Origin of the sequence: Pseudomonas sp. IT-P171, assembly GCF_949767765.1 — a bacterium.
Taxonomy (GTDB): Bacteria; Pseudomonadota; Gammaproteobacteria; order Pseudomonadales; family Pseudomonadaceae; genus Aquipseudomonas; species Aquipseudomonas fluorescens_B.
Genome location: NZ_CATKQN010000012.1, coordinates 24918 through 43616, shown reverse-complemented (window position 1 = coordinate 43616; position 18699 = coordinate 24918). Strand labels below are relative to the sequence as shown.

The following is an 18699-nucleotide window of genomic DNA, read 5'->3' as shown; positions in this document are numbered from 1 at the left end:
CGCTCTGACAGTCCCCGAAGCGCCTCAATGCCGCGCCGGCTCTTCCGCTGGCAAATGCAGCACTTCACGCACCAGCATGGCAATGCTGGTCACGCCCATTTTTTCCTTGATCTTGGTCCGGTGCACATCAACGGTTTTCACGCTGATGTTCAGCTCCCGGGCGATGACCTTGCTCGCCTTGCCATCGATCACCAGCATCAACACTTCTCGCTCACGACTGGTCAGCAAGGCCAGTTTGCTTTGCAGGTGCTGGCGTTGCTCCTGATCGGCCTGGGCATGCACGGCTGCCTTCAGCGCCGCCTGAATGCGGTCAATCATTTGCTGCGGGTTGTAGGGCTTCTCAACGAAATCCAGCGCACCGTTCTTCATCGCCGTCACCGACATCGGAATGTCGCCATGCGCGGAGACGAAGATGGTCGGCAGGGTGCTGCCGCGCTGGTTGAGGATTTCCTGCAGCTGAAAGCCACTGGTTTCCGGCATGCGCACATCCAGCACCAGGCACGCCGGTTGCCTGGGGTCGTACTGACTCAGGAACTCTTCAGCGCCGGCAAAGCACTGCGCCTGCACGCTGACCGACTCCAGCAACCAGGCCAGCGACGTGCGCAAATCCTTGTCGTCATCAACGATATAAACAATCGGTTTGCGGGTTTCCATCAGGGACTGCCACGAGAATTTCTAATTATTGTTTTCGCACGCGTGCACGCTGCGGCGGACATCGGCGCCTGTGTTGACGCCCATCAGCAGAATACCCATTGCGGCAGGCCCTGACGATAAAGAAACCACCTAGTCGACTAGCGGAAAGCCCACCTCGCCATGGGATTCGTCAGAATGGTTGCGCGCCGCGCCGGGCTTTAGTCTTGTTCCATCACCTACGGGCCGCGAACGCGCGGTCCTCAAGAAGGAAGGGGCATCGACATGGCCGACCTGAGCCAGCAGCAAATCGACTTTCGCAACGCCATGGCGCAGTTGCCGGCGGCGGTGAACATCATCACCACCAACGGCCCCGGAGGGCGCTGCGGCATCACCGCCAGCGCCGTGTGCTCGGTGACGGACTCGCCGCCGACCGTACTGGTGTGCGTCAACCGCAACAGCGCCACCCACGATGTGTTTCGCACCAACGGCCGGCTGTGCGTGAACGTGCTGTGCGGCGAACAGGAAGAGCTGGCCCGGCACTTCGCCGGGATGACCAAGGTGTCGATGGAAGAGCGTTTCGCCTGGGATCTGTGGGACGGCGGCGACACGGGCGTGCCGGTGCTGCGGGATGCGCTGGTGCAGCTGGAAGGGCGCATCAGCGAGTGCAAGGAGGTGGGGTCGCATTCGGTGATGTTTGTGGAGTTGTCGAAGGTCGGGGTGCGTGGAGAGGGGGATAGCCTGGTGTATTTCAACCGGCTGTTCCATCGGCTGGAGCATGCCGGAGCGCATTGCTGAGAGACCGCGTTATCGTTCATCGCGGGCAAGCCAGGCTCCCACAGGGCTTGCCCGCGATGGCGGAAGATCAGGCAACGCTCATTTCAGATCCGAAAACTCCCCACCAACTGATTCAACCGCCCAACCTCCCGCTCCAGTTCGGTACAGGCCTGCAACGTCGATTGCAGGTTCTCTACCCCTTGTTGGTTCAGTGTGTTGATCTCGGTGATGTCCACGTTCAACGCCTCGACCACCGACGTCTGTTCCTCAGTCGCCGCAGCGACCGACTGGTTCACATTGTCGATCTCGCCAATACGCTGGGTCACGCTGCCCAGCCGCTTGCCGGCGAGGTTGGCGATGTTGACGCTTTCCTCGCTGTGTTGCTGGCTCTCGGTCATGGTCGTCACCGATTCACGCGCACCGATTTGCAGCGCTTCGATCATCTGTTGAATCTCCGCTGCCGAGGTCTGCGTGCGCCCGGCCAGGCTGCGCACTTCATCGGCAACCACCGCAAAGCCACGGCCTGCTTCACCGGCCCGCGCCGCTTCGATCGCTGCGTTGAGCGCCAGCAGGTTGGTCTGCTGAGAGATGCCCTTGATCACTTCGAGGATCTGCCCGATGTTCACAGTTTTACTGTTCAGCACTTCGATGTTGACGCACGACGCACTGATTTTTCCGGACAGTTCGTTCATCACCTGAATCGTGCGCTCGACCACCTGACGCCCGTCTTCGGCTTGTTGGCGCGCGGCGGAGGCTTGCTGTGAGGCGTCGGAGGCGTTGGTCGCAATTTCCTGGGCGGCGGCGCCCAGTTCGTTGATGGCCGCCGCCACGCTGTTGGTTCGGATCGATTGTTCGTCGAAGTTGCTCATCGATGAATGGGTTGCCAGCAGCACGCGTTTGGCACCTTCATTGACGCCGGTCGCCGCTGAAGACACTTCGCGGATCGAGTGATGAATGCGCTCGACAAACCGGTTGAACGCGGTTGCCAGTTGGCCGATTTCATCCCGTGATTGCACCGCCAGCCGTCGGGTCAGATCGCCTTCGCCCAAGGAAATGTCCTCCATGACCCGCGTCAGTAATTGCAGTGGCCGGGTGATGCGATAGGCCGCGTACCAGATCAACACCAGCCCGAGCAGGGCCGAACCGCCGCCCAGCAACAACTCCAGCGCCGTGCTTTGCACGCCTTGCGCGTCCAGTGCCTTTTGCAGCGTGGTGACAGGCGCAAGCAGCACATCCTGAGGCACGCCGACCAGGACGCCCCAAGGCACTGCACCGGCAATTGGCGCCAGCGGTTCGAGGACGTTGATCTGTTGCCGGTCGACGAACACCTTCGGCTGGCCCTGACGCAAGGTGTCCATGACCTCGGCATTCTCCAGCGGCTGGCCGAGGCGACTGACGTCCTGGCTGTTGGCGGAGATCACGCCACGGGGGCTGACGATGCTGATCTGCCCGTTACCATCGAACAGTTGGAGCGCACTGGCTTCGCTGTTCTGTTGCAGGGCGGCGAGGTTGATGTCGAGGCCGACCACGGCGATGACTTTGCCATTGTCGATCAGCGGAAACGCAATGCTGGTCACCAGTTTGCGGCTGCCGGACGCCTCGTCGAAATACGGCTCCAGTACGCAGGCTTTGCGGCTGTCGCGGGCGCAGGTGTAGAAGGCGTTGTACGGCGCGCCGCTGGGACCGGGCGAGGTGTTGGCGAGCAGCGCTTCGTCACCGATCACCGCTTGCAGTTCGCCGGGTTTGCTTTGCACCCAGTACAGGGAAAAGCGCCCGGTTTCGTTGCTGCCCATGACGGCCTGATCGACAAAGCTGGCGTCGGCACCGTCCAGGGCATCGGGTTCGAAAATAACATAAAGCCCGAGCAGGTCGGGCTTGTCGATCAGGGCCTGATGCAACTGGGTGCTCAGCGCCTGGCGCAGTTGTGGGCGGGTCAGGTTGCCCTGGTGTTGCAGCTGCCTGAGGTAAAGCAGATAGCGCGACAACCCTTGGCCATATTCGTGAGTCTGCATGAAGGTGCGTTGCACTTGCATCGCCTGCACTTTGCCCAGTGCCTGCATGTGTTCCCTGGCGGCATTGGCGAGCATTTCGCTGCTGGCCCGGGCCACTTGCTGGCTGCTTTGATGGGTCTGGTACAGAGACAAACCCATCAGCAAACCCACCACCAACAACAGGCAGAGGCCGGCGAGGAGGGCGATCTTGCTCTGAATCGTCAGGAATTTCTTGTGCATTGGAAAGGCCTTTTTCCATCGGGGCAGCGGATGCGCCACCGCCCCGGTCTGGCTTAGAAAGTGGTGGCGAAAATCACCTGGCTGTAGAGGTTCCTGTCGTTGTTGCCCAACTGCGTGCCGCCCTGATCGGCGCTCTTGTCCGGCTGGAACAGACCGATCAGCGGCATCACGCTCAGGTGCTCGTTGACGTGCCACTCGGCGTACAGATCAACCTCGTGGCCATCGGTATTGCCGAGGTTGCGGTCGATGGTGTCGAAGTTGAAGTACAGGGCGCCAACCGTCAGGTTCTCCAGTGGCGAGACAGAGAACTTGACGTTCTGGATCCGCGAGTTGGCGTTGAACGGACCGGCGTAGTTGCCCGCCACTTCGCCCTGGAACCAGGTGCCGAAACCACGGCTGAAACCGTAGAACAGCGTGTCGTAGCCTTCCGAGAAACGGCTGTAGCGGTAGCTGACATACGGCGACCAGACCACGTCGGAAAAGGTCCAGCCGGCTTCCAGGTACCAGGCGTCTTCGGTCGAGGTGTGAGGCTTGTCCTGTTTGGCGTATTCGCCGGAAAGGAACAGGTCCTTGACCCCGGCATTGCCGGTAGCGCGCAGGCTGTAGGTTTTCATGCCGTCGCGTTCGAGTTGAATCGGCGAGGCGTACTGTTCGTCGATATCGGTGGTGTCGATGTAAGTCAAACCGACGGTGCCGACATCGGACACGTGTTCCAGGGTGCCGACATACATCTCGGTCATGGCTTGGGCACGGTTGTCCGATTTCAGCCACATCAGGTCGCCACGCCAACCTTCCTTGCCTCCAATGCGCAACACGGCCGTCTCGTCGAACGCCTTGCGCGCCGCCAGCCAGTAAGCGCCTCCGCGGTTGAATTCGCCGTCGGCCAGGCCGTTGCCCAGGTTGAGCGCGTCACCATTAATCAGGAAGCCATCACCGACCACGATGTTCTGACGGCCGAAGGACAGGTCGACGCCATCCTCACCCAACACGTCGAACAGCTTGCCCGAACGCCAACCGAGGTAGGCGTCTTCGAATTTGGTGGTGCGTTCCGAACCGTCGGTGAAACCCGCGGCATCGCCGTCGCCCCAGGTGCCGGAGCTGAGCATATTGGCCGCGCCGTACGCGGTGCCCACACCGGCCAGGCCCTTGTCGAAGCTCAGGCCATATTTGACGTAGCCTTCGCGCCACGAAGAAGAACCCTGATCGAGACGGCCGGACAGCGCGTAGTTTTCCTGACTGTGGAAAATACCGAATACCGCTTCCAGCGTGGCGTTCAGGTGACTGTCGTCATCGGCGTAGAGTTCATACGCGCTGGCATGGCCAGCACTGATCATCAGAGCAAGCGTAGAGAGACGAAGCAAGGGGGACTTGAGCATGGTGTGGCATCCGTTCTTGTTCTTGAGCGCAGGTTTGCGGTCTTTTTCGATACTAAGGCGCGGAACTTTTCCGGCCTTTTGTGTGGTTGCCAATTAGTTGGTTGTGCATGCCAGATTTTAGGAAGGGGGCACCTGACAGGCTGTTTCACGTTTGTTTACACCCTCGAGTGGAGTTGCCAAAGGTATCCACACAGAGCGTGAGCCATGACCTCCGACTTAAGTGGCGAGCCCAAAATTGCGCGGCGAACCACGCATCACAACCACCCGGCTATCAATAATAACTACTCTGGTTATCGCTACCGTTTGTCGCTTTTTTTTTGAAAAAAACTCGAGTAATCAGCAGATGTTTTGAAAGATGCGGAATCTTCTTACGACGCTCCTACAGATACCCGAGTCGAACATTACTCCGTTTTCGCCAATATCTATGATGGGTAAATCGAGGGTTTTTAATAGCTTATAAAGTGGTGTTATAAATTCGTTTGAACTTAAACATTAGTTGAATCGAATTGGCTTCTCTATTTTTTGCGAGAACTTTCCTAGGGGCTCGTGAGAAGTGTCCTACATGCAAAAAAATCTCTCCTTGCTGCCTGGCCAAAAAATGAATAAATATAAAGCGCCGCCAGCATCTGGAGGCACTTCCTAAAATAGCGAGTGAAAAATAATGAAAATCTTGTTAAGTCAGGGAGTTGGCTGTGTTAGATATATCGGATTGCGACTATCCGGGCTCATGTTTGTTAACAGTTTACGGTCAGGCTGATGAAAGCCGGAATGTGCATTATTGTGCTGGAATGGCATACGCAGGGTCATTAGCGTCGGCATTAGAGAAATCAATATATGAGCTTTGGCAAACATATAGGTTCTTGGATTTGTTCGCTGCTACGGAGGGTGATGTTGAGGAGGTTGAAGACTCGTATTTACGATATTTTATTGGTTGTAATAAGTATGAGACGTTTCAAGAGATAACGTCGATAAATATCAGTGGTCGCGCCCCAAGGAAGCCAACATTTTATTTTAGTTTGGACGGGCTTTTGACTGTGCTGAGCGCTCAAGAAATCGACGGTTATCTTTACACTGAAACTATCAGCATGGAAAACTCCCAGTATCATTTCTGCAAATTTTTTTCTCCAGATTTTTTTCTTCATATGAACAACTCAAAGAATATAAATATCAAAAATAGATATTCCCGCAGGTTTTTCGATTCGATATTGGCTGGTCGAAAAAGAGTAATGGTTCCATTTCCTTAGGAGATTAAAGATGTCATCTTCTATAATAAAAAGATCTGTAATGTTGATGCTTTTATTTGTAAAAGAACAATTGAAGGAGCCTGTTGCGCTTTTTTGGATGATTGTTTCTCCAGCAACGACATATTATTTGCTGGCCTATTTGCGAGGAGGTGTTGTTGATTCAGGGGTGGGTTACTGGGAACGTACTTCCTGGTTTTATGCGTATATTTCTTCGAGTGTAGCTCTGTTTGGTTTTTCTTTTTACATAGTTGGGAGGAGGGAAAGTGGTTTTATCAGGTCTTTCATATATACATTTGAAGCAAAACTAGTTTTTATGCTGGCGCAATTTTTATCTTATTCCTTGATCGCTATCATTTATTGTAGTGTCTTTTATGCGTTGGTTTATTTTTCTATCGGTTCTTCTGATGTTCCTGGACTTTTGTCAATTGTTTTTCGTTTTTTCTTGTGCTACGTGCTGTTTAGCGTGCTCGGAATTCTATTGAGTTTATTGCCTATAAATTTCCAGAATGCTGGTACTGTCTTTTCGATTGCTTCGTTTGTAATGCTTGTTTTGGGTGTGGTTAGTATTCGTAGTACACACCCGATTGTTGAAGCTCTTAATGTTGTAAATCCACTATTTATCGCTAACAAAATTATGACTGAAGGGGTTGAGTGTCACTTGATGTTTGTGTGTTGTCTGTTGGTGGCATTTGTGTTGGCTTTTTTGCTCTCGCTGCATTGTTTGAGGATTAATCCAGTATGGAGTCGTTATTAATGAACGCTCTGGAAGCGAAATTACTGTGTTTTAGTTATTCTGATAAAGTGATATTCAAGGATGCTTCTATGAATGTTTTGCCGGGGGTGATTACCGGCTTGCTGGGTCCAAATGGATCTGGGAAAACCACTTTTTTTGATATTGTTTGTGGTCTGAAGAAGGTAGATAAGAGTGAATTTAATAATGGCTTCTCCAGTCAACTTTATCTTTCGCAAACAGTAGTTACTCCACCTGTGCTGCGGATGTTTGATATTTTCAAGATGACAGCGTTACTCAGTTCTGCCAGGCCTGTGTCGCAAGAGCAAGCGCTAGGAAAGCTAGCTTCTTGGAGTCCCGAAATAGTGGAGCGTTTTAAAGAGATTTGGAATAAAAAATCTGCTGTATGTAGTTACGGTGAGAAACGGTGGTTCTTTACTCTTTCACTGTTGGCCGTGGAAGCGGATCTTGTTGTATTGGATGAGCCAACCGCTGGCGTGGATCCGGAGTTCAGGCATTATATTTGGAAGTGTCTACGTGGGGCTGCAAGTGAAGGGGCGGCGATTTTAATGTCGTCGCATAATATCGAAGAGGTTGCGAGTCACTGTGACAGTTTTTACATGATCAGTCAGAAACAATTTAAACCATTCTGTTCAGGTGAGGATTTCATGAGTCGTTATAACGCAACTTCGTTGGACCAAGCCTTTATCCACGCAGCAGCTGAATCCGTCTAAAGATCAGCCGATTTATCCCTTTCCAGCATTCCAGCATTCCAGCATTCCAGCATTCCAGCGAGACTTTAAAGCGATTTGGCAGAACAGCCAAAACATCTGGCACGCAGGGCAATACCTGCGTGACGCCGACCATAGACAATCTTTTCAACCAACCGGGATGTTCCTGTCCCGGTTTTTAGTGTTGGCGTTCGTATTTGGCGAATGCGCAGATTTTTCAAGGTCGTTTTCCTATGTTTACCTCCCTGCGACTACCTCTTATCGGTCTGCTCTCTATCGTCCTGGCTGACACCACGTATGCCGCCGACTGCGCCCCGGATCAGGGCCATGGCGCCCAGGTCTTCGCCAATGAGTGTGCGGTCTGCCACTCAGTGGCCAAGGGCATGACAGGCATGATGGGACCGAACCTGGCGGGTGTGGTCGGGCGCAAGTCCGGCTCGCTGGAAGGCTTCAACTATTCCCAGGCCATGCGCAACAAGGACATCGACTGGCAGGCCGAGAACATCGCGCAACTCATCACCCAACCCCAGGCATTCGTGCCGGGGACCTACATGCCTTACATGGGCCTGGCATCGGCGGACGATCGCCAGGCGGTCGTGTGCTTCCTCAAAGAACAACAGTAATCAGCCCGTTATCCGGCTGAACAATGCGTCTGAACCAAAGGTGATTTATGAGCAACGTTGAAATCCTGCCGCAGGTTGCTGCATTTCTTGACCGCCGCCATGGCTGCTTCATTGACGGCCAATGGGTGTTTGCCGAAGGGCCGAGCATTGCCGTGGTCAACCCGGCCACCGGCAAAACCCTGTGCGAAACCCTGGACGCGCCGCTGGAAGTGGTCGAGCAAGCCGTGCAGTCGTCCCATAAAGCCTTCAAATCCGGCGTGTGGTCGGGGCTGCGTCCGGCAGACCGTGAACGCATTCTGCTGAACTTCACCGCACTGGTTGAGGCGCATGCCGAAGAACTGGCGCAGCTGGAAACCCTGAGCCAGGGCAAATCGATCAACATGGCGCGCGCGCTGGATCTGAACGCCACCGTGGAGTTCATGCGCTACATGTCCGGCTGGGCGACCAAGATCGAAGGGCAGACCTTTGACGTGTCGATTCCGCTGCCGCCAGGGGCGAAATTCACCGCGTTCACCAAGCGTGAGCCGGTGGGTGTGGTGGTCGGGATTGTGCCGTGGAACTTCCCGTTGTTGATTGCGGCCTGGAAGTTGATGCCCGCGCTGGCTACCGGTTGCACGGTGATCATCAAACCGGCGATGGAAACCCCGCTGACCGCCATGCGCCTGGCCGAACTGGCGCTGGAGGCCGGCATTCCGGCGGGCGTGTTCAACGTTGTCACCGGCGGTGGCGCTAATGTCGGCGGCGTGCTGACGGCGCATCCGTTGGTGAGCAAGGTGTCGTTCACTGGCTCGACCGCTGTCGGAAAAAGTGTCGGCGTGGCGTGCATGGCAAACATGACGCGTTTCTCGCTGGAGCTCGGCGGTAAAAACCCGATGATCGTGCTGGCCGATGCCGATATCGACAAAGCCATTCAGGGCGCGATCCTCGGCGGTCTGCTGAACAACGGCCAGGTCTGTGCGGCAGCTTCGCGCTTTTATGTGCATCGCTCGATCCACGACAGATTCGTCGAAGGGCTCGCGGCAGCGGTCTCGGCCATGCCAATCGGTGCGGGCATGAACTGCGAAGCGGCGATCAACCCGCTGGTGTCGCGCAAGCAGCAACAAGGCGTACTCAAACACATCGAACTGGCTCGCCGGGAAGGTGCGCGCGTGGTGTCCGGTGGCGAGTTGCTGGAAGGCGAGGGCTTCTATGTGCAGCCGACGATACTGGCGGACATCGACCACAGCATGACGGTCGCCCGCGAAGAAGTGTTCGGTCCGGTGTTGGGGGTGATGCCGTTTGACGATGAAGACGCCGTGATCGCCCTGGCCAACGATAACCGCTACGGCCTGGCGGCCAGCCTGTGGACCAATGACCTCGGCAAAGCCATGAACCTGGTGCCGCGCATCGAAGCCGGCACTGTCTGGGTCAATGCCCACGTGTTGCTCGACCCGGCGATGCCGTTCGGTGGCGTCAAGCAATCCGGCATGGGCCGCGAGTTCGGGCGTGCAGTGATCGAAGCGTACACCGAGCTGAAATCAGTGTGCATTGCCCACTGATTCACACCGCGGGTGCCGGCTTCGCCAGTTCGATGCCCGCGGCACCCAGGCGCTTGAGAATCTCGAACAGCAGGTCGCTCTTGGTCACGCCGACAATGCGCGGGCTGCCGACATAGCCGGTGACGGTCAGGGTGATGCCTTCGGGCGTCAGTTTGCTGAAACGCACCATCGGTGCCGGTTTGTCGAGAATGGTTTCGTGCTCGCAGTAGGTGTTGTAGAGCAGGTCTTTCACCTGTTCGGGGTCGATGTCCAGGGGGAAGGTGAGTTCCAGTGTCGCCACCCCTTGGGCGCTACCGCCCAGGGTTACGTTGCGCAGGTTTTGCGAGATCAGCTGCGAATTGGGCACGATTACAATCGAGCGGTCACTGAGCTGGATTTCGGTGGCCCGCACGTTGATCCGGCGGATGTCGCCTTCGACCCCGCTGATGCTGATCAGGTCGCCGACCTTCACCGGGCGTTCGGTCAGCAGGATCAGGCCGGACACGAAATTCTTGACGATCTCCTGCAAGCCAAAGCCAATCCCCACCGACAACGCGCTGACGATCCAGGCCAGGTTGGTCCACTGCACACCCAATGATGACAGCGCCATCAGGATCACCAACGCATAGCCGATATTGGCGAACAGTGTGGTGATCGAAGCGCGCATGCCCGGGTCCATTTCGGTCTTTGGCAGAAACTCCTTGTCCAGCCATCGGCCCAGCGTGCGTATCAGGTAAATGCCGATCAACAAGGCCAGTGCAGCATTAAGCAAGTGCCCCGGGATGATGTTCAGCTTGCGCAATCCGGCCCCGCCAAGGATGGAAAAGACGTTGTCGAGCAATTGCCCCAGGGTCGTGCCGACCCCCCCTACAAACAGGATGACGATCGCCAGCAGCAACAGACCGGCGCGGCCGACCCCTGACAGGATGGTCGAAATCTGTTCCAGGCGCCGATCTTCAATGCCCAGCAGTTGTTTCAGCGACTTGCCGCTGGAACTTTTGACCGAGAACAGGTATTCGCATGCATCCTTGAAGCATTGCATCAGCACATAAAAGCCGCAGAGCACGAGGAAGCCCCAGACCAGTTCATACGTGATGAACCGGGCCAGGGACACATACCCTGTCAACAGAGATAACAGTGTTATCCCCATCGAGAGGCTGGCGATTGTGTAAAGCACGCCAGCCACCGTCCTGCCTGCCTCAGGGGCTTCTCCCGCGAGCACGACGGCCCTTCGGACCTTGCCGGTGCGCAACAACATGTCCAGCAGTACAAAACAAATCACCAGCGCGATGATGCCTCGACCGGCGATCACCACTTCGCTGCTCATCCCGGTTGCGTTGATGATCTGGTTCATTGTCATCAGCACCAACAGCACCACGGCCAGCGCTCGGGGATAAGGTTCCAGTGACAGCGCCACCGGGTCGGCGAGCGCCGGAAGTCGCCAGGACGGGTGCTTCGTGGATAACAGGGCGCGACTCAGCGAGGTGATCAGGACGCAGGTGTAGGCGACTTTTTCGAACTCCTGGGAAAATGTGGTCAGCATCGGCGTCAGCGGAGTCTGGCGTGTGAAGGTATAAAACAGCAGTTGCAGGGCGACCCCGACGGTCAATACGGTGGCCAGTACAGAGGCCAGCGCGAGGGAACTTCGGCGCAGGCGTCCTTCCGGCATCCGGTGAATGCACAGCCAGGTCAGCCCGCGTTCGGCGAGCCGGCGACCCAGCGTCCAGATGAGCAGGGCCAGCAACAGCAGCGCGCTGGTTGTGAGGCGCAGGCCCGGTTGCCACGCGGCTCGGGTGACCGCTGTCGCCTGGTCGAAGAACGTTTTGGCGCGCAGTCGATCGTCCAGCGAAGGGGCCAGGACCGGCGACCAGAAGTCGGGGTTAAGGATGCTGCGGGTGCTCAGGGTCAGTTCGCTTTCCAGCATGTTGCGACGGATGCCGGCGATCTGGGTAATGAGGTCGGAGGCACTGGTTTTCAGAGTGGCCAGGGTTTTCAGGGTGGCGTCGACTTTGTTTTTTTGTTCGGTGAGCGCTGTTCGCTGCGCGGTGATATCGGATTGTTCGGCCGCACCCTCGTCGAGGGGGACAGGCCCCAACACGCCCAGTTGTGTACGCAGTTGGGTTTGTAGCGGAAGCAGTGAGGCGGTGAGGCGATCGACATCCAGCATGAACATCTGGACCAGGTCTTGCGGGCCTTCCAGCTGGTTGAAGTTATCGACCAGCGAGATCTGCTGTTTGAGGTTGTCGAGCCGAACCTGCAGGGTCTGGAGATCGCTTGGGGAAACGGTGAGGGTCGCAGCGCCCGCCCTGGGCATTGAAATCTCGGGTTGGTCCGCCGCCGACAGCATTCCGGGTCCCGCCCCGAAAAGCGTGAAAGCAACGAAAATCATGGCTTTCAGTGCATGACGCATAGGAGTGCCTGACTCTATTGTTAGTCATTCAGCCTATGAGGTTAGGTCATCAGGTAAACCTTCGAGGAATAGTTTGGTTGCCTGCCACCCGCTGGGCGAGGGGCAGGGGACGTGTCAGACGCGTTCGAACAACACGGCGATGCCCTGGCCGCCGCCGATGCACATGGTCGCCAGGGCATAACGGCCCTGGACCCGGTGCAGTTCGTGAATGGCTTTGGTGGCGATAATCGCGCCGGTGGCGCCCACCGGGTGGCCCAGCGAGATGCCCGAACCGTTGGGGTTGACCTTCTCCGGGTCGAAACCCAGTTCCTGGGCCACGGCGCAGGCTTGCGCGGCAAAGGCTTCATTCGACTCGATGACGTCCAGGTCGGCCACGGTCAGGCCAGCTTTTTTCAGCACCAGACGGGTAGCGGGAATCGGACCGAGTCCCATCAGTTCAGGCTCGACCCCGGCATGGGCGTAACCCACCAGCCGGGCCATCGGCTTGAGGCCTTGGGCGCGCACCATTTCACCGGTGGCCATGATCAACGCACCCGCGCCGTCATTCAGGCCGGAGGCGTTGCCGGCGGTGACGCTGCCGTCTTTTTTGAAGGCGGGCTTCATCTTGGCCAATTGTTCGGCATTGACCTCGGCGCGCACGTGTTCGTCGGTCGCGAAGGTCACGGTGCCTTTGCGCGAAGCCACTTCGATCGGCACGATCTGACCGTCGAAGCGGCCTTCGGCGATTGCCCGTGCGGCGCGCTGCTGGCTGAGCATGGCCAGTTCATCCTGAGCCTGGCGGGTGATGCCGTAGCGCTCGGCGATGTTCTCCGCGGTGATGCCCATGTGGAAACCGGCAAACGGATCTTGCAGCACGCCGAGCATGTAGTCGATGGCCTGCATGTCGCCCATGCGCGCGCCCCAACGCGCTTGCGGCAACAGGTAAGCACCACGGCTCATGGACTCGACGCCACCGGCCAGCGCCGCGCCCGCATCACCGAGCATCAGGCTTTGCGCGGCACTGACAATCGCCTGCAGACCGGAACCGCACAGGCGGTTGACGTTGAAGGCCGGCGTCTCTTTCGGCAGGCCTGCATTCATCGCCACCGCCCGGGAGATGTAGGCGTCACGCGCTTCGGTCGGAATCACATGGCCCATCACCGCATGGCCAATGTGCTCAGGCGCCAGCCCCGAACGCTCGATGGCGGCGCGGCACACGTCGGTCGCCAGTTGAGTCGGCGGCACATCCTTGAGCGAGCCGCCGAAGCTGCCGATGGCGGAACGGACGGCACTGATTACGAAAATGTCGGATGGGTTCATGAGGGTTTCCCTGGTTCAGTCGGGGGCGCGTTTGGCGCTTTTATTGGGGGAAAGAGTCTAGGGGCGGCAGTGTGGTTGGCCTATGTCGAAAGTGCTCAAGGGGGGTGGTGTTTTTTGCCATTTCAGAGGAAGGGTGTTTTAGATCGGCTTATAGGGAGTGGGCGATGTTTCGGATTCTTTGGGTTGTTGACCGGGGACAGATCCGTTGCTGCGGTCCTGCTCCGTGGGCCTGCCGCCTGAAGGTCATCGCGGTGAACACCAACGACATGCCCGCCATCAATCCCCTGTGGGAGCTGGCCTGCCAGCGATGAACGCCCAGACACCGCGATCCTTCAGACAGCACGCGTCATCGTTGACGACCATCGCTGGCAGGCCAGCCCCACAGGGGAATGCGTACACATGGCCGGTAGGCCGCCGCGGTTGCATTGGCGGCAGTCGCCCCCTCAAGCCCCGAGCCTGTCCGTCAACCTGTGATGACCTCCATCGGTGCCTCTACCAACGTCTCACTCACCCACCCGCCGTTCCGGAAAAAACAACTCAAAACACGTCACCCCCTCACTGCTGCTGACGCTGTACCTACCGTGATGCAATTGCATGATCGTCGCCACAATCGACAACCCCAAGCCATTGGAATGCGCCGAACGCTCGCGGGATTCGTCGACCCGGTAAAAGCGTTCAAACAACCGGGGCAAGTGTTCGGCAGCAATGGTCGGCCCCTGGTTGCGCACGATCAACCGGATACCGTCAGCCGCAGGCGTGGCGCGAATGAACAGCTCGGAATGCGGCGCCCCATATTTGATGGCGTTCGCGCAAAGGTTGGCCAGCGCACGGCGCAGCAGCATCGGTTCTGCCCAAATCACGCCGCTGCCCTGGGCGTCGATGCTGATCCCGACGTCTGCCGCCGGCCCTTCGAAGTAGTCGGCCATGCGTTCCATTTCGTCGGCGGCGTCCAGTTCCTGGCGTTGGCTCAAGGCACTGGCCGGGTCAGTGCGCGCCAGAAACAGCATGTTGTCGAGCATCCGCGCCAGGCGCTCAAGCTCTTCGACGTTGGAGGCGAGCAGTTGTTGATAGGCTTCGACGCTGCGGTTCTGCTGCAGCGCGACCTGGGTTTCGCCGAGCAGATTGTTGATCGGCGTGCGCAGCTCATGAGCCATATCGGTCGACACCTGACCCAGTTGCACAAAGCCCTTGCCCAAACGGTCGAGCATGGCATTGAGCGCCTCGATCATCGGCAGCAGTTCCCGCGGCGCGCCCTGGCCATCGAGGCGTTCGGTGAGGTTGCCGACGCCGATACCGTGGGCGTGCCGAGCCAGGCGCCGCACGGGCAGCAGGCCGCGATGCACCAGCAAGTAACCGGACAGCGCCAGCAGAATCGCTGCCACGCTGGCGAAGAGGTACACATTGAGCCGGTAGCGGGCGAGCACGGCGGTGCGCTCGGTCATCAGGCGCCCGGTGACCACTTGCAAGCTGCCCATGTCGCCGGAATCGATGGTCGCCGCCAACGCCGCGAAAGGCACGCCATCCACGCCGGGGTAGTGCTGCACGTCGGCCAGGCTCAGCGGATGGTCCATCGCCACCGGCGCCAGCGACGGCATGGCCAGGTTGCCGGGGTTGACCACCAGCAAGGGTTTTTGTCCCGGCGCGCCGATGCTCAACAGGGCTTCGCGATTACCCAGCATGTTCTGGAACAACGCCGGTTTGGTCCTGATGAGCTCCAGCGTATTGCTGTCGTTGAGGAAGGTGCGCAACTGATCGATGCGGTTCACCAGGGCGGCGTCGTCGCGACGGATCAGCTCGTGCTCCAGGTCGCGGTAAAGCGCCACGCCCAACAGGGTCAGCGAGACAAACGCCAGCAAGGCAAACACCAGCGCCAGGCGCAATGTCAGGGAATGGCGAAGGCGGCTCATGGCTGTGTATCGAAGCGGTAGCCGATGCCGCGCACGCTGTGGATCAGCTTGAGCTGGAACGGGTCATCGATTTTCAGGCGCAAGCGGCGCACGGCGACGTCGACGACGTTGGTGTCGCTGTCGAAATTCATGTCCCAGACCCGTGACGCGATCATCGAGCGCGACAGGACCTGGCCCTGGTGCGTGGCGAACAGGTGCAGCAGGGCGAATTCCTTGTTGGTCAGGGTGATCTTCACACCCGCGCGAGTGATGCGGCGCTTGAGTACGTCGATTTGCAGGTCATCCACGTGCAACTGTTCTTCTTCGCGGGTGGGACCACGGCGAGTCAGGGTGCGCAGGCGCGCCACCAGTTCGGCGAAGGAAAAAGGCTTGATCAGGTAATCGTCGGCGCCCAGTTCCAGGCCCTTGATGCGGTCGGCGATGTCATCCCGGGCGGTGAGAAACAGTACCGGCGTGTCGGCTTCCTTGCGCAAGCGGCGCAGGACTTCCCAGCCATCCATTTTCGGCATCATCACGTCCAGCACAATGACGTCGAAGTCGTGCTCCAGGGCCAGGTGCAAACCGTCGGCGCCGTTCCTCGCCAGGCTGACGGAGTAACCGAGCTCCTGCAGGCCGTTGAGCAGGTAATTACCCGCTTTGGGTTCGTCTTCGACTACGAGGATGTTCATGGGCGTGTGCCTCAGACAATTGGCGCCAGTGTAGCCGGATCAATGATCATTGGTGCAGCCGCTGCCGTTGACCTGGTAATCCAGCACATGCTCGCGACCCTGGTGGTCCAGGTAGTCGAGCCGCGCCGGAATCAGGCCGCACTGCTGCGAAATGTCGGTGCTGGACAGGACTTTATCAACGTCCATGTGCACGAAGAAACCGGTCTTGTCATGGATCACTGGCGCCGTGGTTGTTTGCGTATCGGCAAACGCCGAGCCGGTGGCGAGGAGGGCGGCGAAACCGAGGATAAACATTTTCATGATAAGTCTCTCTATTCGGGGTTTTGGCTGTCGGCGGGTGGCCTGGCAGTGAGTTCAGGTTAACCAGGCGATCCGGACAGCCGACCAACAGTTCAATAACAAAGTTGTAATGAAACGGCCTCGGCGTTAAGGCTGGCGGCCCGAGGCTTCGAGGATCAGGTCGGCGATCTCTTTGGAGTGGGAGACCAGCGACAAGTGGCTCGACGGCAGCTCGATGGTGGTCGCGCCCATGCGCTTGGCGAGGAAGCGTTCGAGGTCCGGATTGATGGTCTGGTCGAGGCTGGAGACCGCGTACCACGACGGTTTGCTGTGCCAGGCGGCTGCGGTGGTGCGATCGGTGAACAGGGTCTTGGCGATCGGTTGCTGCACGGCGAACAGTTGCATCGCCTTGTCGTGGGGCACGTCGCTGGCAAAGTACTTGAGGAAGGCGTCCTGCTTCAGGCTGACGAAACCGTCGTGTTCTTCGGTGCCGGCGCGCACGGGCATGGTCGGGTATTTACCTGATAACGCGACGAAATCTTCCCCGGCGTCCGGCGCGCGGGCGGCGACGTATACCAGCGAACTGACCTTGGGATTGACCCCGGCTTCACTGACCACGGTGCCGGCGTAGGAGTGGCCGACCAGCACCGTCGGGCCGTCTTGCTGATTGAGTACGCGCTGGGTCGCGGCGACGTCGTCGGCCACCGAGGTCAGCGGGTTTTGTACGGCGGTGACGTGCAGTCCGGCAGCCTGCAACCGCGAGATCACGTCCGCCCAGCTCGAGCCATCGGCCCAGGAGCCGTGCACCAGCACGACGTTGTTGGCCTTGACCGGCGCGATGTCGCTGGCCATGGCGGATCCGGTGCCGAGCATCAACAGGCTGGCGGCGATCAGGCAGAGTTTGCTCAATGGTTTCATGGTATCGACCCTTGTCATCTTCAGTGGGAGGCGTCACCCGTGTGGGTGACTGACGACGTCACTGTAGGAAGCGAGGGTGCCGGCTACGCTGACAAGTCGATGACAAGTTTGTAATGCAAAGGCTGCCGTATGTCGGGAGCCCGGAACGGTCACCCGCTCGAACACTTCCAAACGAAGACAATTCTTGGGAGTTAGACCATGACCGATGATCTGAGACGAGATGCCCTGGCGGCCTGGTACAAACTCCTCGCACAACCCGAAATTCGCATGGATGTGGAGGAGCAGTACGACGAGTTGCTCAAGGCCGCCGATGAGATGGAGCGCCAAGGGCTGATCAGCAGCGCGGAATGGCGAACCCTGGTGCGCGAGGCCGGAGTGGCTTTTTCCAGTGCGACAGAAGGGGTGGGCAGAGGCACGTAGGGTTCAATCAACGCGCAATGGCCTGTTTTCGGCCTGCTGTGCGAACCATTGCAGAACCAGCGCGCAGGCCGGATCTTCAGGTGTAGGCCAGCAACCGACCGCACAACACCACGGTGAACCACAACGCGATCGATAGCAGCGCCTGGCATTTAGCAATGCCGGGCGCGGCGACGGCGGTGTTCCATTGATGGACTGACCGATAGACGCCGACGTGGAACAGCGCAGCATTGAGGCCGGCCGTCGCAATCAGGCAAAGCTTGAGGATAAAGATGCTGTTGGAGGCGAAATCATGTGGGTGGGCTGAAAACATCATCAGCCCCGCAGGCACGATCAACAGCAGTGCAGCGACTGACCAGGTCAACAGGTGCCGAGCAAGGTCAGTCACGGCAATGTTTTTCGACAACCCGAGTACCCTCAGATCAAACATCACGACCGAGCCGACCAACACGGCGAACCCGATGATGTGAACCACCTCCACCATCGGATACAGCCACAGGTCGCCGCGCATGGCGGCGCCCAGTTGTGAGTCACCCACCCAGTCCAGCCAGCTGTCCGCATTCGCTTCCACGCCGGTGTTGAGGGTTTGCATCAGCGTAACTCTGTGGTTTTGCCGCCGACCGTGATGCGTTCGGCGCGCAGTTCATCCGGTTTGTTGCGATTCTGGTAGCCGACCACGCTGACCGTGCTGCCGACGCTTAGCATCTCCCGGGAAAGACCACGGTTTTCCATGCGCGAGGGCGGCGCCAATACCACGTTCCAGGTCTTGTCCGGTGTTTTGAGGCGCACGAATCCATGGGGATGGGAGTAACCCGATTCTTCGATCGTGCCGTTCAACTGCAAGGGATTGTCGGAGTCGTATTCACTCCAGCCGTGATGAGCGAACGCTGCGGTTGCCACCAGTATCAGTGACAAACCAATGCCGCCGAGCATGCTTTTCAT

16 protein-coding genes and 2 pseudogenes are annotated in these 18699 nt (G+C 58.2%); 6 read left to right on the top strand and 12 right to left on the bottom strand.

The features are described from left to right. Nucleotides 1–24: 24 nt before the first annotated feature. On the bottom strand, nt 25–654 hold the full coding sequence (locus ACM6I5_RS12735) for a response regulator transcription factor (RefSeq protein WP_414883988.1): 630 nt from the start codon (nt 652–654) through the stop codon (nt 25–27). 261 nt (nt 655–915) lie between these two features. On the opposite strand from ACM6I5_RS12735, the gene hpaC reads away from it, so the two are divergent. Further along, nucleotides 916–1428: a 4-hydroxyphenylacetate 3-monooxygenase, reductase component gene (gene hpaC / locus ACM6I5_RS12730; protein WP_414878938.1), complete on the top strand. Its 513-nt coding sequence runs from the start codon at nt 916–918 to the stop codon at nt 1426–1428. An 83-nt stretch (nt 1429–1511) separates the two neighbouring features. Here the strand turns inward: hpaC and ACM6I5_RS12725 are convergent. The 3 genes and pseudogenes from ACM6I5_RS12725 to ACM6I5_RS12715 all read right to left on the bottom strand — a co-directional run. Next, nucleotides 1512–2108 (bottom strand): annotated as a pseudogene (locus ACM6I5_RS12725) (methyl-accepting chemotaxis protein); the annotation flags it as partial. A gap of 261 nt (nt 2109–2369) precedes the next feature. Continuing rightward, a pseudogene (locus ACM6I5_RS12720) lies at nt 2370–3419 on the bottom strand (HAMP domain-containing protein); the annotation flags it as partial. A 272-nt stretch (nt 3420–3691) separates the two neighbouring features. After that, nucleotides 3692–5014 carry a hypothetical protein gene (locus ACM6I5_RS12715; protein ID WP_414883987.1) on the bottom strand — a complete coding sequence of 441 codons (1323 nt, stop codon included), beginning with the start codon at nt 5012–5014 and terminating at the stop codon, nt 3692–3694. A gap of 1254 nt (nt 5015–6268) precedes the next feature. Between ACM6I5_RS12715 and ACM6I5_RS12710 the strand changes: the two genes are divergently transcribed. From ACM6I5_RS12710 to ACM6I5_RS12695, 4 genes are all read left to right on the top strand, one after another. Beyond that, nucleotides 6269–7012, top strand: coding sequence for a hypothetical protein (locus tag ACM6I5_RS12710; protein ID WP_031318746.1), 744 nt, complete (start codon nt 6269–6271; stop codon nt 7010–7012). Further along, nucleotides 7012–7722 carry an AAA family ATPase gene (locus ACM6I5_RS12705; protein WP_414883986.1) on the top strand — a complete coding sequence of 237 codons (711 nt, stop codon included), beginning with the start codon at nt 7012–7014 and terminating at the stop codon, nt 7720–7722. Before ACM6I5_RS12710 ends, ACM6I5_RS12705 begins: the two co-directional genes overlap by 1 nt. Nucleotides 7723–7952: 230 nt before the next feature. Continuing rightward, nucleotides 7953–8342 (top strand): c-type cytochrome, encoded by a 390-nt coding sequence (locus tag ACM6I5_RS12700; RefSeq protein WP_017338091.1) that lies wholly within the window; start codon nt 7953–7955, stop codon nt 8340–8342. A 47-nt stretch (nt 8343–8389) separates the two neighbouring features. Beyond that, nucleotides 8390–9880, top strand: a complete 1491-nt coding sequence (locus ACM6I5_RS12695; protein WP_017338092.1) for an aldehyde dehydrogenase family protein — start codon at nt 8390–8392, stop codon at nt 9878–9880. Nucleotide 9881: 1 nt separating this feature from the next. On the opposite strand, the gene ACM6I5_RS12690 is transcribed toward ACM6I5_RS12695, so the two are convergent. The 6 genes from ACM6I5_RS12690 to ACM6I5_RS12665 all read right to left on the bottom strand — a co-directional run bounded on the left by ACM6I5_RS12690 (nt 9882) and on the right by ACM6I5_RS12665 (nt 17340). Beyond that, nucleotides 9882–12269: a DUF3772 domain-containing protein gene (locus ACM6I5_RS12690; protein WP_414878944.1), complete on the bottom strand. Its 2388-nt coding sequence runs from the start codon at nt 12267–12269 to the stop codon at nt 9882–9884. Between the two features lie 114 nt (nt 12270–12383). Continuing rightward, nucleotides 12384–13568 (bottom strand): acetyl-CoA C-acyltransferase family protein, encoded by a 1185-nt coding sequence (locus ACM6I5_RS12685; RefSeq protein WP_414883985.1) that lies wholly within the window; start codon nt 13566–13568, stop codon nt 12384–12386. 503 nt (nt 13569–14071) lie between these two features. Then, nucleotides 14072–15475, bottom strand: a complete 1404-nt coding sequence (locus tag ACM6I5_RS12680) for a heavy metal sensor histidine kinase (RefSeq protein ID WP_414878946.1) — start codon at nt 15473–15475, stop codon at nt 14072–14074. Beyond that, entirely contained in the window at nt 15472–16143 is a 672-nt protein-coding gene (locus tag ACM6I5_RS12675) for a heavy metal response regulator transcription factor (protein ID WP_414883984.1), read from the bottom strand. Before ACM6I5_RS12675 ends, ACM6I5_RS12680 begins: the two co-directional genes overlap by 4 nt. A 39-nt stretch (nt 16144–16182) precedes the next feature. Continuing rightward, the gene (locus ACM6I5_RS12670; RefSeq protein WP_017338098.1) at nt 16183–16443 is read right to left on the bottom strand and encodes a DUF2790 domain-containing protein; all 261 of its coding nucleotides are present in this window, start codon (nt 16441–16443) and stop codon (nt 16183–16185) included. Nucleotides 16444–16569: 126 nt separating this feature from the next. Continuing rightward, complete coding sequence (locus ACM6I5_RS12665) at nt 16570–17340, bottom strand: alpha/beta hydrolase (RefSeq protein WP_017338099.1); 771 nt, start codon at nt 17338–17340, stop codon at nt 16570–16572. Between the two features lie 198 nt (nt 17341–17538). Here ACM6I5_RS12665 and ACM6I5_RS12660 point away from each other — a divergent pair, with 198 nt between their 5' ends. Next, complete coding sequence (locus ACM6I5_RS12660) at nt 17539–17760, top strand: hypothetical protein (protein ID WP_017338100.1); 222 nt, start codon at nt 17539–17541, stop codon at nt 17758–17760. A gap of 76 nt (nt 17761–17836) precedes the next feature. Here ACM6I5_RS12660 and ACM6I5_RS12655 read toward each other — a convergent pair whose 3' ends face one another. Further along, nucleotides 17837–18349: a DUF6644 family protein gene (locus ACM6I5_RS12655; protein WP_414883983.1), complete on the bottom strand. Its 513-nt coding sequence runs from the start codon at nt 18347–18349 to the stop codon at nt 17837–17839. Further along, complete coding sequence (locus ACM6I5_RS12650) at nt 18349–18699, bottom strand: DUF6152 family protein (RefSeq protein WP_017338102.1); 351 nt, start codon at nt 18697–18699, stop codon at nt 18349–18351. Before ACM6I5_RS12650 ends, ACM6I5_RS12655 begins: the two co-directional genes overlap by 1 nt.

Coding starts and splice junctions, on each gene's coding strand:
- ACM6I5_RS12735 (WP_414883988.1), bottom strand. CDS start 654: ATGGAAACCCGCAAACCGATTGTTTATATCGTTGATGACGACAAGGAT.
- hpaC (WP_414878938.1), top strand. CDS start 916: ATGGCCGACCTGAGCCAGCAGCAAATCGACTTTCGCAACGCCATGGCG.
- ACM6I5_RS12715 (WP_414883987.1), bottom strand. CDS start 5,014: ATGCTCAAGTCCCCCTTGCTTCGTCTCTCTACGCTTGCTCTGATGATC.
- ACM6I5_RS12710 (WP_031318746.1), top strand. CDS start 6,269: ATGTCATCTTCTATAATAAAAAGATCTGTAATGTTGATGCTTTTATTT.
- ACM6I5_RS12705 (WP_414883986.1), top strand. CDS start 7,012: ATGAACGCTCTGGAAGCGAAATTACTGTGTTTTAGTTATTCTGATAAA.
- ACM6I5_RS12700 (WP_017338091.1), top strand. CDS start 7,953: ATGTTTACCTCCCTGCGACTACCTCTTATCGGTCTGCTCTCTATCGTC.
- ACM6I5_RS12695 (WP_017338092.1), top strand. CDS start 8,390: ATGAGCAACGTTGAAATCCTGCCGCAGGTTGCTGCATTTCTTGACCGC.
- ACM6I5_RS12690 (WP_414878944.1), bottom strand. CDS start 12,269: ATGCGTCATGCACTGAAAGCCATGATTTTCGTTGCTTTCACGCTTTTC.
- ACM6I5_RS12685 (WP_414883985.1), bottom strand. CDS start 13,568: ATGAACCCATCCGACATTTTCGTAATCAGTGCCGTCCGTTCCGCCATC.
- ACM6I5_RS12680 (WP_414878946.1), bottom strand. CDS start 15,475: ATGAGCCGCCTTCGCCATTCCCTGACATTGCGCCTGGCGCTGGTGTTT.
- ACM6I5_RS12675 (WP_414883984.1), bottom strand. CDS start 16,143: ATGAACATCCTCGTAGTCGAAGACGAACCCAAAGCGGGTAATTACCTG.
- ACM6I5_RS12670 (WP_017338098.1), bottom strand. CDS start 16,443: ATGAAAATGTTTATCCTCGGTTTCGCCGCCCTCCTCGCCACCGGCTCG.
- ACM6I5_RS12665 (WP_017338099.1), bottom strand. CDS start 17,340: ATGAAACCATTGAGCAAACTCTGCCTGATCGCCGCCAGCCTGTTGATG.
- ACM6I5_RS12660 (WP_017338100.1), top strand. CDS start 17,539: ATGACCGATGATCTGAGACGAGATGCCCTGGCGGCCTGGTACAAACTC.
- ACM6I5_RS12655 (WP_414883983.1), bottom strand. CDS start 18,349: ATGCAAACCCTCAACACCGGCGTGGAAGCGAATGCGGACAGCTGGCTG.
- ACM6I5_RS12650 (WP_017338102.1), bottom strand. CDS start 18,699: ATGAAAAGCATGCTCGGCGGCATTGGTTTGTCACTGATACTGGTGGCA.